The organism is Kitasatospora sp. Xyl93, assembly GCF_055383135.1.
In genome coordinates this window covers 1-13,566 of the sequence record NZ_AP029186.1, presented here as the reverse complement: position 1 = coordinate 13,566, position 13,566 = coordinate 1, and the positions used below count along the sequence as shown (strand labels likewise).

The 13,566-nt window shown below is 70.9% G+C and carries 11 protein-coding genes and 2 pseudogenes; 7 read left to right on the top strand and 6 right to left on the bottom strand.

The genetic code is table 11. The features are described 5' to 3' along the window. Window positions 1-253 precede the first annotated feature (253 nt). Window positions 254-1,237, top strand: a complete 984-nt coding sequence (locus ACZ5GH_RS38430; RefSeq protein ID WP_464336960.1) for a helix-turn-helix domain-containing protein — start codon at window positions 254-256, stop codon at window positions 1,235-1,237. A 482-nt stretch (window positions 1,238-1,719) separates the two neighbouring features. Next, entirely contained in the window at window positions 1,720-2,166 is a 447-nt protein-coding gene (locus ACZ5GH_RS38425; protein ID WP_464336959.1) for an Lrp/AsnC family transcriptional regulator, read from the top strand. Window positions 2,167-2,297: 131 nt separating this feature from the next. Here ACZ5GH_RS38425 and ACZ5GH_RS38420 read toward each other — a convergent pair whose 3' ends face one another. Together ACZ5GH_RS38420 and ACZ5GH_RS38415 are read right to left on the bottom strand one after the other, a co-directional pair. After that, the gene (locus tag ACZ5GH_RS38420) at window positions 2,298-2,636 is read right to left on the bottom strand and encodes a hypothetical protein (protein ID WP_464336958.1); all 339 of its coding nucleotides are present in this window, start codon (window positions 2,634-2,636) and stop codon (window positions 2,298-2,300) included. Between the two features lie 785 nt (window positions 2,637-3,421). Further along, window positions 3,422-4,918: an FAD-binding protein gene (locus ACZ5GH_RS38415; RefSeq protein WP_464336957.1), complete on the bottom strand. Its 1,497-nt coding sequence runs from the start codon at window positions 4,916-4,918 to the stop codon at window positions 3,422-3,424. A gap of 245 nt (window positions 4,919-5,163) precedes the next feature. Here ACZ5GH_RS38415 and ACZ5GH_RS38410 point away from each other — a divergent pair, with 245 nt between their 5' ends. After that, window positions 5,164-5,463, top strand: coding sequence for a YciI family protein (locus ACZ5GH_RS38410; RefSeq protein ID WP_387760548.1), 300 nt, complete (start codon window positions 5,164-5,166; stop codon window positions 5,461-5,463). A gap of 191 nt (window positions 5,464-5,654) precedes the next feature. Then, on the top strand, window positions 5,655-7,295 hold the full coding sequence (pgm, locus tag ACZ5GH_RS38405) for a phosphoglucomutase (alpha-D-glucose-1,6-bisphosphate-dependent) (protein WP_464336956.1): 1,641 nt from the start codon (window positions 5,655-5,657) through the stop codon (window positions 7,293-7,295). An 80-nt stretch (window positions 7,296-7,375) separates the two neighbouring features. Here the strand turns inward: pgm and ACZ5GH_RS38400 are convergent, their stop codons facing one another. Continuing rightward, window positions 7,376-8,560, bottom strand: a complete 1,185-nt coding sequence (locus ACZ5GH_RS38400) for an MFS transporter (RefSeq protein WP_464336955.1) — start codon at window positions 8,558-8,560, stop codon at window positions 7,376-7,378. Between the two features lie 178 nt (window positions 8,561-8,738). Between ACZ5GH_RS38400 and ACZ5GH_RS38395 the strand changes: the two genes are divergently transcribed. After that, entirely contained in the window at window positions 8,739-9,071 is a 333-nt protein-coding gene (locus ACZ5GH_RS38395) for an ArsR/SmtB family transcription factor (RefSeq protein WP_387760551.1), read from the top strand. 905 nt (window positions 9,072-9,976) lie between these two features. Here the strand turns inward: ACZ5GH_RS38395 and ACZ5GH_RS38390 are convergent. Further along, entirely contained in the window at window positions 9,977-10,627 is a 651-nt protein-coding gene (locus ACZ5GH_RS38390; protein ID WP_387760552.1) for a GNAT family N-acetyltransferase, read from the bottom strand. 182 nt (window positions 10,628-10,809) lie between these two features. Between ACZ5GH_RS38390 and ACZ5GH_RS38385 the strand changes: the two genes are divergently transcribed. After that, window positions 10,810-11,934: a DUF6183 family protein gene (locus tag ACZ5GH_RS38385; RefSeq protein ID WP_464336954.1), complete on the top strand. Its 1,125-nt coding sequence runs from the start codon at window positions 10,810-10,812 to the stop codon at window positions 11,932-11,934. Between the two features lie 61 nt (window positions 11,935-11,995). On the opposite strand, the pseudogene ACZ5GH_RS38380 reads toward ACZ5GH_RS38385, so the two are convergent. Together ACZ5GH_RS38380 and ACZ5GH_RS38375 are read right to left on the bottom strand one after the other, a co-directional pair. Further along, window positions 11,996-12,219, bottom strand: a pseudogene (locus tag ACZ5GH_RS38380) (Tn3 family transposase); the annotation flags it as partial. Between the two features lie 164 nt (window positions 12,220-12,383). After that, window positions 12,384-12,950 carry an SCO4402 family protein gene (locus ACZ5GH_RS38375; protein WP_464336953.1) on the bottom strand — a complete coding sequence of 189 codons (567 nt, stop codon included), beginning with the start codon at window positions 12,948-12,950 and terminating at the stop codon, window positions 12,384-12,386. A gap of 97 nt (window positions 12,951-13,047) precedes the next feature. Between ACZ5GH_RS38375 and ACZ5GH_RS38370 the strand changes: the two are divergent. Next, window positions 13,048-13,332, top strand: a pseudogene (locus tag ACZ5GH_RS38370) (transposase); the annotation flags it as partial. Window positions 13,333-13,566: the final 234 nt, after the last annotated feature.

Genomic DNA, 13,566 nt, shown 5'->3' with positions numbered 1-13,566 from the left:
CACGCCGGAGAGACGAGCGTGGATGCTCGTCTGAGGCGTGCGCTGGGGGTGGGAATCTCCGAACCGTCTGGCACCTGGGGTGACTGGCAGGTGGTCCGGGACGAGTGAACGCTGCGCAAATACCGACTGTCCAGATAATGTGATGGCGTCTTTGGCGTGGTGGCCAAACGCGCCACGCGGGGGAAGACCGGTCGGCCCGCAACGGGGCATGGGCCTTTGGCGGTGTCCTCTCGGGTGGCAAGGAGGGTTGGTCGTGCTGGAAGCCGTGGGTGTGGGCCCGTTCGACGAGAGCGTGTACCCGGCGGTGTTGTCGGGACAGCACTGCACGGTGGCCGATCTCGCGGAGAGCGCCGGCGCCGGAGCGGCGCGTACCGGACAGGCGTTGAAGCGGCTGGCCGACCTCGGCCTCGTACGGCGGGTGAGCCGGGGCCGATGGGAGGCGGTAAGCCCCCGGTCGGCGCTCTCGGCCCTGCTGCACCGGCGTCGGTCCGAGGCGGAGACGATGTACGGCGAAGTGGAGGCGGAACTGTCGGGTCTCCACCGCCTCTACCGGGCCAACCAGTTGACGTCGGACCCGGAAGCCCTGGTGGAGGTGCTCTCGGACCCGGAGGCGATCGCCCGGCGGATCGACGAGGTGAACCGGTCCGTCACCACCCATCTGTGGACGCTGGACAAGCCGCCGTACCTGGATGCGGTCGGTCAGCCGCACTTCCACGAGCAGGAGAAGACGACCACCCGCGAATGGGTGGAGCGCGGCGTGGACATCCGGGGCGTGTACTGCCTGGAGTCGATCGCTCCGCCCGGCCGGATGGAGACCGTTCTGCGGCTCGCCGCCCTCGGCGAGAAGTCGCGGCTGCTGCGTCATCTGCCTTTCAAGGCGCGGATCGTGGACCGCAGGGTGGCGATGGTGCCGCTGACCGGTGGCAGCAAGGAATCCATCGTGCTCGTGCATCCGTCGGGCCTGCTGGACGGGCTGATCGAGCTGTTCGAGGCGTACTGGGCACGCGCCGAACCCCTGCTCGCCCATCAGGTGGAGGAGGTGGAGGAGGGGCCCAGCGAGGAGGATCTGGTGCTCGTACGTCTGCTGCACGCCGGTTTCAAGGACCAGGCGATCGCCCGGCAGCTGGGGGTCAGCGTGCGCACGGCGACGCGGCGGGTGGCGGCTCTGATGGTCGCACTGGACGCCGGTACGCGGTTCCAAGCGGGGGTCCGGGCGCGGGAGCGCGGCTGGATCTGAGCCCGTCTGGGGTTGTCCGGCCCTCACCCCCTCGTGCGTGCGGTCCTTGGCAGCCCTCTCATTCGGCCGGCTCGGTGGCCTACGAGCCATGGTCGGGATCGTCGAACGGCCGGCGCCTGGACGATTCGTGGGAACTGCTCCGGCGGATGGTGCCGGCGGGCTCTTGCGCGGCCTGCGCGATGACCGCTGCTGGTGGACCTGGTCCGGTACCCGGCCGGCCCCAGGATGTGGGGCCGGCCGCGGGGTGCCGGGGATACCCGCGCACCTGTCACCTGGTCGGAGTCCGCGCCGTAGGGGTTGGCCGGTGCGGGCCTCCTGCCGGGGGTCACCCGGACGCCATGACGATGACAGGAGGGCGGTCCGCAGGCGATAGGCCGGGCATCATCACGCATATGTCGAGCGTGGTTCACTCGATCTGCAAGGGGCAGTGGAGCTTTCAGCGCGTGACTTGTGCGTGGCGCGCATGATTCGGGGAGTTGGCCGTGGACGCGATCGACCGTCATATCCTGACCATCCTCCGCAAGGACGGGCGAGCGCCCGTGTCGGAGATCGCGCGTGCTGTGGGACTCTCGGCGGCTCCGTGCGCTCGCCGCATCGAGCGCATGGAGAGGACGGGTGTGATCCACGGCTACACCGCGGTCATCGAGGACAGCCGGGCGGGCATGCTTCAGGCGTTCATCGAGATCCGTCTGCTCGGCGCGACCGACAGCGACGAGATCGAGGGCATCTCCGAGAGCATCCCGGAGATCGAGGAGAGCCACAGCATCGCCGGCACCTCCGACGCCCTGCTCAGGCTCCGGGTCCGGGACGTGAAGCATCTTCAGCAGGTGATCAACGCCGTACGCCGGACCGGCAAGGTGGAGGGCACCAAGACCTTCATCATCATGAACACCTGGACGCGGGTGACTGAGCAAGCCGGCACCCCGTAACCGCGAAACGGCATCACGCCCGAGGCTCGGAGGCCGTCCGCCTGTCGGCGGCAGGCTTGTTCATCGGGCCGGCCGGCGCCACGACCGCAGGCACGGCATGGAGGCGGTAGTACGGCAGGGCAATGCCGTGGTCAATCACGAGCCGGGAGTACGCACCTGACGATCGACCGGACCGCTCCTCGGTGAGGGGGGCAGGGTGGTGGCCAGTGGATGCGGCGCAGTCCGAGGTCGTTGAGGAGGTAGGTGGCGTCGTTCTGGCGGGGTGTGGGGGTTGTGGTGAGGGTTTCCAGGTCGTTCAGGACGCGGTCGCGGTCGGTGGCGGGTAGTTGTCGGAGCCAGTGGACGATGCGGGGGAAGTCCATGTCGAGGTTGGCGAAGTCGAGTGAGACCAGGATGGCGGCGCGTACGGTCTCGTAGGTCGCGGGTTGCGCGTTGTCGGGGGTTCGGGGTTCTTTCCTCTGTCCGGGCACGGGAGGCACTGTACGCGCCGGGTGGGGTGGGCCCTCCGGGGGCGTCCGCAGGCGGTTGGGTGCGGACGCCGGTGGCCCGTCGTCGGGGTTGCTTGTGGCGGTGTCCGGGTCAGGGGTGGGTCCAGCGCAGGGGGTGGCCGGTGGGGCCGGTGGTGAGCCAGGAGCCGTCGCCGAGGGGGTGGAGGTCGTCCGGGTGGGCGGCGTGGGTGTCGACGGGGCCGTGGATGTGGCCGGTGCGGGCGTGGACGCGGTAGTGGCGGAACCAGTCCTCCTCGTTCTCGTCTTCGCCGGCGAGGGTGGCGAGGATGGTGTCGGTGTCGAGGTAGCCGCCGCTCCATTCCAGGCAGTGTGTAGTAGGCGCGGGTGAGGTCGGGGGCGACGGTGTGGGCGAGGGCCTCGTCTGCGGGGACGGGGCGGTAGACCGCGGCGGGCGTCAGCACGCCCAGGGCGTCGGCGGTGGGGGTGTAGACGCAGACGAGTCCGTCGACGAGCCGTGTGGTGAGCCGGGTGGGGCGGGGGGAGGGGGCCATCGGGGCAGGGTAGCGAACCCGTGCCCGGGTTCGGAGCGCGCGGGGGTCGGAGGGTGCGGGGGCCGGGAGGGAATGTCCGAGCGGGCAGTCCGAAAGGGCAGCGTGAGGGGGCGGTGCGAGGGGCCGCCCGCGCGGGTGTGTCGCGCGGGCGGCCGGGACGGTGGTCGACTCCGTTCGGCGGGCGGGCGGTGCGGTGGTGCGGGAGGGGGCGGTGCGAGGGGCGGTGGTCCGGGAGTGGTGGTCCGGGGGTGGTGGTCAGGGGGTGTGGATGCCTTGGCCGGGGGTCAGGATCCCTGCGGGGTCCCAGCGCTGTTTGGCGTGGGTGACGTCCTGCCACAGGTTTCCGTAGTGGTGTTGCCAGTCGGAGTGGGTCATGGCGGGTATCGCGCCGATCAGGTAGCGCTTGCCGCCCAGTTCGACGGCGAGGTCGTACAGCTGTCGGTTGCGTCGCAGCATGGCGGTGGTGTCCGAGCCGGGTAGCGGAAAGGCCAGCAGGTCGAAGTGCCAGCCGACTTCCTGTTCGGGCAGGACTGCCAGGGGTGCGGTGATCTTCGAGCGCTGGTAGGGGTAGAACAGCAGCAGGCCTGCTCCCAGGTCCGCGGGTGTCAGGATGTCGGCGGCGCGTGCCATGAACCTGCGTGCGGTGGCGGCGGGCAGGAAGACGCTCAGCCAGGGTTTGGGCTGTGACCACAGGCCGGCTTCGCGCAGGTACTGGGCGAAGGCGTCGACCCGGAAGGCGTGGTCGCGCCAGCTCTGCTCCACCACTTCCGTGTGTGTCGGGTGGAGTCCGGCCAGCAGTGCGGCCTGGTCCACCGTCTGCCCGGTGTCGGTGAACGCGACCAGTTCCGCCTTGTAGCGCCAGCGGGTGCCGTCCTCGGTGCGGACGACGTCGCCGACCTGGAGGTCGAAGCGGCGTTGGGCCATGACGGTGTGCTGGTCGGCGAGGTAGGTGTCGAGGTCGTCGTAGTACAGGGAGAAGACGTGGGCGCGTTCGGGCGCGGGGACCAGGGCGAGGGTGGCGCGCACGATGACGGCGGCCTGGCCGCCGCCGGCGAGCACCGCGTGGAAGAGGTCGCGGTTGCGGGTGGGGGAGGCCGTCACCAGTTCGCCGGTGCCGGTCACGACGTCGAGTTCGAGGACGTTGTCGACCTGCATGCCGTGGCGCTGCACGGCGCCGCCGATGCCGCCGACGCTGAGCGTGCCGCCGACCGTCAGGTGCAGGTAGTCGGTGAGCACCGGTGGGACCCAGCCCGCGGCCAGACCCGCTTCGGTGACCTGCGCCCAGGTGGCGCCGGCTTCGACGACGGCGCGTCCGGGCTGCACGGAGACGATCCGGGACAGGCCGCGGGCGTCGATGGCGATGCCGCCGCGGGGGTTGGCCTGGCCGTAGCTGGAGTGGGATTCGAGGCCGGCCTCGCCGTGCTGGGCGAGGTCGCCGCTCTGGCCGTTGACGGCCACCGGGATGCGGTGGCGGCGGGCGAAGGCGAGCAGTTGCTGCACGTCGCGTACGGAGCCGGGGCGCAGTACGGCGCGCGGGCGGGCGGTGACGAGGTGGCCGAAGTCGCCGGTGAAGCGTTCCAGGCCCGGTCCCTGGAGGGTCATCGTGCCGTCCAGGGCGGGCAGTTCGGCGACGTCGGCGCCGGTCTCGGTGGCCCAGGCGGCGGTGGCGGTGTTCCAGCCGGCGACGGCGGTGGCGGTGCCGGCTGCGGCGGCGGTGAGGAGGGCGCGGCGTGACAGTCCTGGCCTGCTCATATGAGGATCTCTCCGATCGGTCGTCACATCGGGATTGTTGTACCGCAACCATCGGGTGATCACCTACTGCCGTGGGCCGCGTGCAGGGGCCGTCGTCGGGGCTCGCGGGAGGCTGTTCGCAGGGGCCTACGGGGCCTGCCGGGGATCACCGGGTGCTCTGGTGGCCCGTCGGGGCGGGTGGGGGTGTTCGGGGGTGGGTGGGGGTGTTCGGGGGTGAGTGGGGGCCGAGGTCTAGCCTGGATGGCATGTTCGTACTGGAGCTCACGTACACCGCCGACCTGGAGTCGGTCGAGGCCGTGCTGGCGCAGCACATCGAGTGGCTGGAGGGGCACTACGCGGCGGGTACCTTCCTGGCCTCGGGGCGCAAGGTGCCGCGTGACGGCGGGGTGATCCTCGCGGTGGGCGGGGACCGGGCCGCGATGGAGGCGCTGGTGGCCACCGACCCGTTCGTGCGGGCCGGGTTGACCGAGTACCGGGTGACGGAGTTCCTCGCCACCACCACCGCTCCCGCGCTGGCGGCCCACCGCCAGCGGCTGCCCGACTGAGGCCCCGCGCCCGTCGTCGTCCTCGGTGTCCGTGCGGGGCCGCGTGTCCGTCGCTCTCGGTGTCGGGCAGGGGTCCGGTGTCGGTCGTCGTCTGTGTTGCTCGGTTCGGTGTGGGGTGGTGTGTGGTTACGATCGGTGAGTGTGGGGTGGTGGTGCGTGGTGGGTTGTGATCTTGGGTTGGGAGTTGGCTGATGGTGGATGTTCGGGCCGGGCGGTTGGCGGAGTCTGGTGACCTGGTGGACGTGGCGCGGTTGGTGACGGCGTACTTCGCGTTGGCGCCGGATCCGCAGGAGCCGGGGCAGCGGGTGGTGTTCGGGACGTCGGGGCATCGGGGTTCGTCGTTGGACGGGGCGTTCAACGAGGACCATATTGCGGCGACGACACAGGCGATCTGCGAGTTCCGGGCGGGGCAGGGGGTCGCGGGTCCGGTGTTTCTGGGGGCGGACACCCACGCTCTGTCGGAGCCGGCGAAGGTGACGGCGTTGGAGGTGTTGGCGGCCAACGGGGTGGAGGTGTTGGTCGACGCGGAGGACGGGTACACGCCGACGCCGGCGGTGTCGCACGCGATCCTGGCGCACAACCGGCGTAGTCCCCGTGCGTTGGCGGACGGGATCGTGGTGACGCCCTCGCACAATCCGCCGCGGGACGGCGGTTTCAAGTACAACCCGCCCAGTGGCGGGCCGGCGGGTTCGCAGGCGACGGGGTGGATCCAGGACCGGGCGAACGAGTTGATCCGTGAGGGCATGCGGGGGGTGAGGAGGGTTCCGTACGCGCGGGCGCTGGCCGCGGCCACGACGGGGCGTTACGACTTCCTGGGTGCCTATGTCGAGGATCTGCCCTCGGTGCTGGACCTGGACGCGGTGCGGGCGGCGGGTCTGCGGATCGGTGCGGACCCGCTGGGCGGCGCGTCGGTGGCCTATTGGGCGCGGATCGCGGAGGTGCACCGCCTGGACCTGACCGTCGTCAACCCGGTGACGGACCCGACGTGGCGGTTCATGACGCTGGACTGGGACGGGAAGATCCGGATGGACTGTTCCTCTCCGGCGGCGATGGCGTCCCTCATCGGTCGCAAGGACGAGTACGCGATCGCGACCGGCAACGACGCGGATGCGGACCGGCACGGCATCGTCACTCCGGACGGGGGTCTGATGAACCCCAACCACTACCTGGCGGTGGCGGTGGACTACCTGTACCGCCACCGCGTCGACTGGCCCGGGGACGCGGGTGTGGGCAAGACGCTGGTGTCCTCCTCGATGCTGGACCGGGTGGCAGCGGACCTGGGCCGTGCGCTGGTGGAGGTGCCGGTCGGCTTCAAGTGGTTCGTCGACGGCCTGTTGGAGGGTTCGATCGGTTTCGGTGGTGAGGAGAGCGCGGGTGCGTCGTTCCTGCGCCGTGACGGCGGGGTGTGGACGACGGACAAGGACGGCATTCTGCTGGCGTTGCTGGCCGCGGAGATCACCGCGGTCACCGGCGCGTCTCCCAGCGCCTACTACGGGGAGTTGACGAAGCGTCACGGCGCGCCGTCGTACGCCCGTGTGGACGCTCCGGCCGACCGTGAGCAGAAGGCCCGTCTGGCGCGGTTGTCGCCGGAGCGGGTCGGGGCGGGTGAGATCGCGGGGGAGGAGATCACCGCGGTCCTGGCGGAGGCTCCCGGCAACGGTGCCCGGATCGGTGGTATCAAGGTCTGTACGGCCAACGCCTGGTTCGCCGCCCGGCCCTCGGGTACGGAGGACGTGTACAAGATCTACGCCGAGTCCTTCCACGGCGACGAGCACCTCGCCCGGGTGCAGGAGGAGGCCCGCGCGCTGGTCGGCGAGGTCCTGCGGGGCTGAACCCTTCTGCTCGTGGCGCCCGGTGCCCCGGTCCGGCAGGCTGCCGGACCGGGGCACCGGGCGTCGGTGTGGGTGGCGGTTCAGGTGTGGGTGGGTTGCGTGGGTCGTGGCGTCGGGGTTCGCCGGGGGCGTTCGTCGCGGGTGGTGGTGGCTGCGACGGTGTAGGCGGTCAGGGCGAGGGCGGTTGCGGCAAGGGGGAACCAGCGTTCGCCCAGGACGGTGATGGCGGTGGATCCGGCCAGGCCTGCGGCCGCGGTTCCGAGGTAGAGGGCGCTGCTGTTGAGGGAGATCAGCAGGGGTGCGTTGTGGGGGTCGATGGTCGCGAGTTTGTGCGGCAGCGCGACTGACACGGCCCAGCCTGCCAGGGGTACGACGGTTGCGTAGACCAGTGCGCCCGGCATGCTGAGGGCGAGCCAGGGCAGTGCGGTGAAGGCACCGGCGGCCAGCGCGGAGCCGGTCAGCAGGACGCGGCGCACGCCGATCCGGTCCACCAGGCGTCCGCCGAGCCAGCTGCCGGCCACCGACATCACGCCGCAGGTCGCCAGGATGATGCTGAGCCGGCCGGAGTCGCCGCCGGTGGCGCTCCTCACGGCGGTGGCCAGGTAGATGTAGACGCTCTGGAAGGCGAGGAAGAACACCAGGGTGGTGGCCGCGGCGCCCAGGACGCGGGGCCGGCGCAGTGGGGCCAGGCGGGCTTTCAGGGTGGGGGCGGCGGTGGGGGCGGGCAGGTCGCGCAGCAGGAGGGCCAGGCCGGTCAGCGCGGCCAGGCCCAGTGCGGTGACCAGCCACATCGTCAGCCGCCAGTCGGTGCGTCCCACCCAGGTGCCCAGCGGTACGCCGAGTGCGGTGGCCACCGTCATCCCGCCGAGGACGGTGGCCAGTGCCCGTCCGCGCCGTTCGGGGGCGACCAGGGTGGTGGCCACGGCGTTGGCGGTGGGGGTGTAGAGGGCGGCGCCGGCGGCGGCCAGCACGCGGGTGGCCAGCAGCAGTCCGAAGGTGGGGGCGAGCGCGCTGAGCGCGTTGGCGGCGCTGAACAGCGCCAGCGCGGTCAGCAGCAGGCGCCGGCGCGGCCAGCGGGCGGTGAGCGTGGCCAGCACCGGGGCCAGCAGCGCGTAGGCGAGGGCGAAGACGGTGACGAGCTGGCCGGCGGCGGGCACCGACACGCCCAGGTCGGCGCAGACGGGGCCGAGGATGCCGGCGACGACCATGGAGTCGGTGCCGACGGCGAAGGTGCCGAGGGCGAGCAGGAGTAGACGTACGGGCACGGCGGGACCCCCCGGGGTGCAGGAACGGATCGTGGGACGGGGCGGGGCGTGTCGTCGTCGAACGGACGAAACTGTTGGACAAGCATGCAACCGTTGGACACTCGTCAAACAATCGGGGATGGGTGGATGATTGTCAAACCATTCCCTGTCCCCGCCCCCGCCCCCAGGAGCGCGCGCCATGCCCGACGACGAACGGCTTCCCCAGCCCGCCACCGCCGACATCGACCTCGTCACCGTCCTGCACGCCCTCGGCGACCCCGTCCGCATGACCCTGCTGCTCAGCTACGCCGACGGCGGCGAACACTCCTGCGACCCACGCGGCCTCGGCCTGGAACACCTCCACAAGTCGACCGTCTCCCACCACATGCGGGTCCTGCGCGAGGCCGGCGTCACCACCACCCGCGTCGCCGGCCGCAACCGCCTCGTCAGCCTGCGCCGCACCGACCTCGACACCCGCTTCCCCGGCCTGCTCGACGCACTCCTCACCGCGGCCGCAACCCCCGCACCGTAGGCAGCGCCCCAGCCCCCGGGGGCCGCCCCGCACCGTCGGCGGCGCCCGCCCTGGGCGGCACGGCTGCGGCCGCCCGACGCGCCTGCCGCACCGCCCGCTTCGGCCTCCAGCGGATCCGTCGTCGCGCCCGGCCCTGCGGGCCGACTCGCCTCCCGCCCCCGGGGGCCGCGCTGCGCCCGGCCCGCTGCTGGTGCGTTCGCCGGAGCGCGGCCGTTGCCGAGCCGTGGAGGGTGGGAAGTCGGGCAGGTGCGACTTCCCACGGCCCGGGGCATGCGGGCGGCAGGCCCGTTCGTCGGCCTGGCTGCGCGGGGGCGCTGGTGCTGGGGTGGCGCGTGGAAAGTCGGCCGGGCCGACTTCCCACGCGGGAGCAGGGGGCAAGTCCTCGTCGCTGAGGCGGGTTTCGGCCTGCGGTGGAACTTGCCGTCGTGTCTGGCTCTGTGGGCTGACTCGCCTCCCGCCCCTGGGGGCCGCGCCGCACCAGGCCCGCTGCAGTACTAGCCGGATCAGCTGCCGTCGAGCCGTAGGGAAGTCGGCGGCACCAGCGTGGCGTGGGTCGGCCGCTGCACGCTGCCCTGGCCGCACGGCGCCGCCGCACAGGAAGTCGGCGGGTCCGACTTCCTGTGCGGGGGCGGCGGGGGGCGGGCGTCGATGTCGGGGCTGTGGGGCGGGGGTTCGGTCTGTGGAGGGCTTGGCGCTGTGTCCTGGCCCTGTGGGTCGGCTTGGCTTCTGCCTGCCGGGGCTGTGCTGCGTACGGTCCGCTGTGGTCGCGCGTCGCTGTGGGGGAGTGGGAAGTCGGCGGGTCCGGTTTCCCACTGTGCGGGGTGCGTTGACCGTAGGCCGATCGCCGGGCGGAGGTGCTGTTGTGTGGTTGGCTGCGGGCTGGGCGGGCCGTTGGTGGGTGGTGGTCAGTGGGGGAGGCCGAAGAGGGTGCGGCAGGCGGTGGTCAAGCCGGTGACGGTGACCGGGGTGCGGGCGTGTTCGGCCCAGGCTTCGGGGGTCAGGCGCAGTCGTTGGGAGACGACCACCTGTCCGTCCAGGACGTCGCGGTCGATGCCGTCGTCGTGGTAGCCGAGCCGGCGGGAGACGGCCAGTGAGGAGTGGTTGTCGGTGAAGGACAGGGAGGTCGCCGACTGCGCGCCGAGCTCGGCGAAGGCCAGGTGGAGCATCGCCGCGCGCATCTCGGTGCCCAGGCCCTTGCCCTGGTGCTCCAGGCCGAGCCAGGATCCGGAGACGATCTCGCGTCGCACGCCGAACTCCTTGGCGCGCATGTCCTGGATGCCCACGGGGCGCCCTTGGTGGAAGGCGACCAGGTTCAGCGCCCAGTCCTGCTCGCTCCAGCGGCCCAGTCGCCGCCAGTGCAGCTGCATCACGTGCCGGGCCCGTTCGGCCGGCGCCAGCTCGCCCCAGGGCGTCAGGAACGGGCGGTCCTCGGGCGGGTGGACGCCGCGCGCGGCGACGTCGGCGACCTCGGCGAGTTCGTCCTCGGTGGGCAGGCGCAGCTCCAGGCGGGGCGAGGCCACCCGCAGGCCCCGCAGCGGCCAGTGGTCGGTGATCATCGAACCAGTGTGCCCAGCGAGGCTCCACTGCGCACCGCGTTTTCACCGCCGCCGCACCGCGGTCCCCTGTACGGCGGTCTCCGCGGGTCCTGTGGCACGTTCTGTGGGACCGTTCGATCTTCCTCCCGGAGATGACCGTTCATGAGGTGAGTTGGGGCCGTCGGATGCGTAGGCTCAGGGCCGTGGCTGATCAGATACAGAAGATCGTGACGGGGCTGCCGGACCTGAAGGATGTCACCGGCGTGTGTGCGGTGGCCGAGGGCCGGGCCGCGCAGGGGGATGCCGCCTTCGCTGCGGACCTTGGCATCGCTCTCGCCAGGACGCACGGCACCGGGGGGCAGATGTGGCAGTACAGGAGCGTCTTCGACCATCTGCTTCGGCTGTTGGCCACCACCGCTGGTCCCGAGAATGTCGCCCAAGCGCTGCGGCTGGTCTCCTCGGCTGAGGTCGCCAGCACGCAACTGGATCGCTACACCGCCTCGTTGCTGGCCTCCAGTCACGAGGCGTCGGACCTGGCCGCGGCGTTCACCGGCCGTGCTTCGGAGGAGCTTCGGGCCTGCCTGGTCCACGAGCTGGTTCTCAGGGGTGTGGTCGTCGAGGAGGTGTCGGGGATCGCGGGTTGGGCGACATCACCGCATTGGAGTCATCACCCGCTGGGCTGGCTTCCCTTGACGCTGTCCGACATGGAACGAACCGCGGACCTGCCGAGCTACAGCATCCGGGGCAGCGGTCACGCGATGCCGTACGGTGCGGCGGAGGGCCACGAACTGGCGGTGACCACCAGCGCGCGTGTCCCGTCGGCGGAGGAGACGACGACAGAGGCCTCTGCCACGGCGATGGCCAAGGCCGTGACGAACTGGGTTGAAGAGTCCAACGGGCGCATCGAGGCACGGGTGTTCGACTTCGCCGAGGCCTTGGAGGCCCGGCTGGTCCCGGACGCGCTGCTGACACTGGGCCTGGAGTGTCTGGGCGGGGTGGGGAGGAAGACGGCTCTGTCGGTCGCTGTCCGCCCGCTGGCCCAGGCATGGCGAGTGCTCTTCGCGGCGGCGTCGACGGGAGGGGCGTACAACTCCGGTTCCTATGGCGCCTACGGCCGGCTGGCGGCCTGGCAGTCCCTGGCCGCGCTAGCCGGAAGCCCGGAAGGCGCCACCGCCGGCGAGGTCGAAGCACGTGTGCGGGACTGCGTCTGGCACGGTTTCGGCGCCGACACGACGTGGTTCGAACAAGTGGCCTGGGACATCGGTCTGGCCGTCCTGGCACCGGGCCGTCGGCGCCTGGCCGTACTGGCCGCGACGGACACCGACTGACCTTCCGTGGTCTGCTGGTTGAGGCGGTAGCCGACGTCATCCGGCGGCTGCCGGCTGGGGTTCACCCGTCCGTAGGGGGGATGGCCGCGGCGGGACCGGGATCGAGACGGCCGTTCATGTCGAGTTCGAACCGGCCGTACGGGTTCACGTGCGTCCAGAACAGCGGCGACAAGCCCGGCGGTCGGCGTCGGTGAGCTGGTTGGCTCCCTTCGGGTCGGCGAGGACCTGCTGCATCAGCAGGGTGTTGACGTTGACCAGGGCGGACTGGAGCAGGCGCAGTGCGAGCGTGCCCGACTGCCGTCAGTACCTGCGGCGGCGCGGTATCGGGCACACGATCCCGGAAAAGGCCGACAGCAAGGCCGCCCGCCTGTGCAAGGGATCATGCGGCGGACGGCCACCGGGCTTCGACGAGGACCGGTACAAGAAGCGCAACACCGTCGAACGGGCCATCAACAAGCTGAAGAACGCCCGGCCGTGGCCCGCGATACGACAAGCGCGGCTACGTCTTCCTCGCAACGGTCACCGCGGCGGCCGTGGCCATCTGGCTGCGGCCATGAATCGACGTGCTGGCCTTCCGTCACCGACGTAACTGGCTCAGTGTCGAGCGGCCAGCGATGGCCGGCGTCATGCAACTTGCTCAACGCAGAGTGGTCGTTGGACACCAGTACCTGAGCCAGCCGGGCTGCCGCGGCGACTACGCCCGACCAGCCCGGTGAGTCCAGATAGACCTCGTCACGGGCAGTGGCGCCGACCGACTCCTGCACCGCGTTGTAGGCAGTGCCAAGATGTGCCATCAGCTCGACTTCTTCCTCGCTGCGAAGCGATTGCCCCAGCCAGGGCTGAGGGTTGTTCGCATCGCAGAAGTCGTCGAAGAGCACATGCACCGTGTAGTCGAGGTCCTCGAACTGATCCGGATCGAGCCACACCTCTCGCTGCCACGTCGGGCTGGCCAGCGCTTCAACCGCAGGCACGACATGGAGGCGGTAGTAAGGCAGAGCAACGCCGTGATCAATCACGTGCTAAGAGTACGCATCTTGTGATCGGCCGGACAGCTCCTAATAGTGCTTTGTTAGGAGGCTTGTCGCATCGTGTGGTTGGTAGTTCTCTGGTCGTATGAGGGCTGGGGAGCTTGCGTTGTGGCGGGGTCGGTTGGAGGAGTTCGCGGCTGAGGTGTTCGCGCCCTTGGCCCGCTGTGATCAGCGGGGCCAAGGGTGGGCTGTATCTGCGGGGCTGCTGCTGGAGGGCCGGCGAAAGTCGATGTAGCCGATGGCCGAGCGGCTCGGGGTCAACCACCAGGCGTTGCAGCAGTTCATGACGTCCCCGACCTGGCCGGTCGAGCACGTCCGGGCCCTCCTGGCGTGGCGGGCCGTGCGGGCGGTGCGGCCTGTCGTGCTCGTCAAGTACTCGGTCCGGCGATGAACATGTCCCCCAGCGCGAGGAGAGCGGCGACAAGTTCCTCCTCTCCCAGCGACAACTCCGCAAAGAGTGGTTCGGCCTCGCGGAGTCTGGCCTAGGCGTCGGATCTGGGCACGCCCACAGCAACGCACACTGCCCACGCGCAGATACCTGACTCGCCTGTCCTCGCTGCCAGTTCGGCGAAGATCGCCTCCTCGCTCTGGCCAGCGGCAGGCA

What these genes read in the sequence shown, in the direction of transcription:
- ACZ5GH_RS38415 (WP_464336957.1), bottom strand. Translation starts at nt 4,918, where the DNA reads ATGAGCAGGCCAGGACTGTCACGCCGCGCCCTCCTCACCGCCGCCGCA.
- ACZ5GH_RS38410 (WP_387760548.1), top strand. Translation starts at nt 5,164, where the DNA reads ATGTTCGTACTGGAGCTCACGTACACCGCCGACCTGGAGTCGGTCGAG.
- pgm (WP_464336956.1), top strand. Translation starts at nt 5,655, where the DNA reads ATGGTGGATGTTCGGGCCGGGCGGTTGGCGGAGTCTGGTGACCTGGTG.
- ACZ5GH_RS38395 (WP_387760551.1), top strand. Translation starts at nt 8,739, where the DNA reads ATGCCCGACGACGAACGGCTTCCCCAGCCCGCCACCGCCGACATCGAC.
- ACZ5GH_RS38390 (WP_387760552.1), bottom strand. Translation starts at nt 10,627, where the DNA reads ATGATCACCGACCACTGGCCGCTGCGGGGCCTGCGGGTGGCCTCGCCC.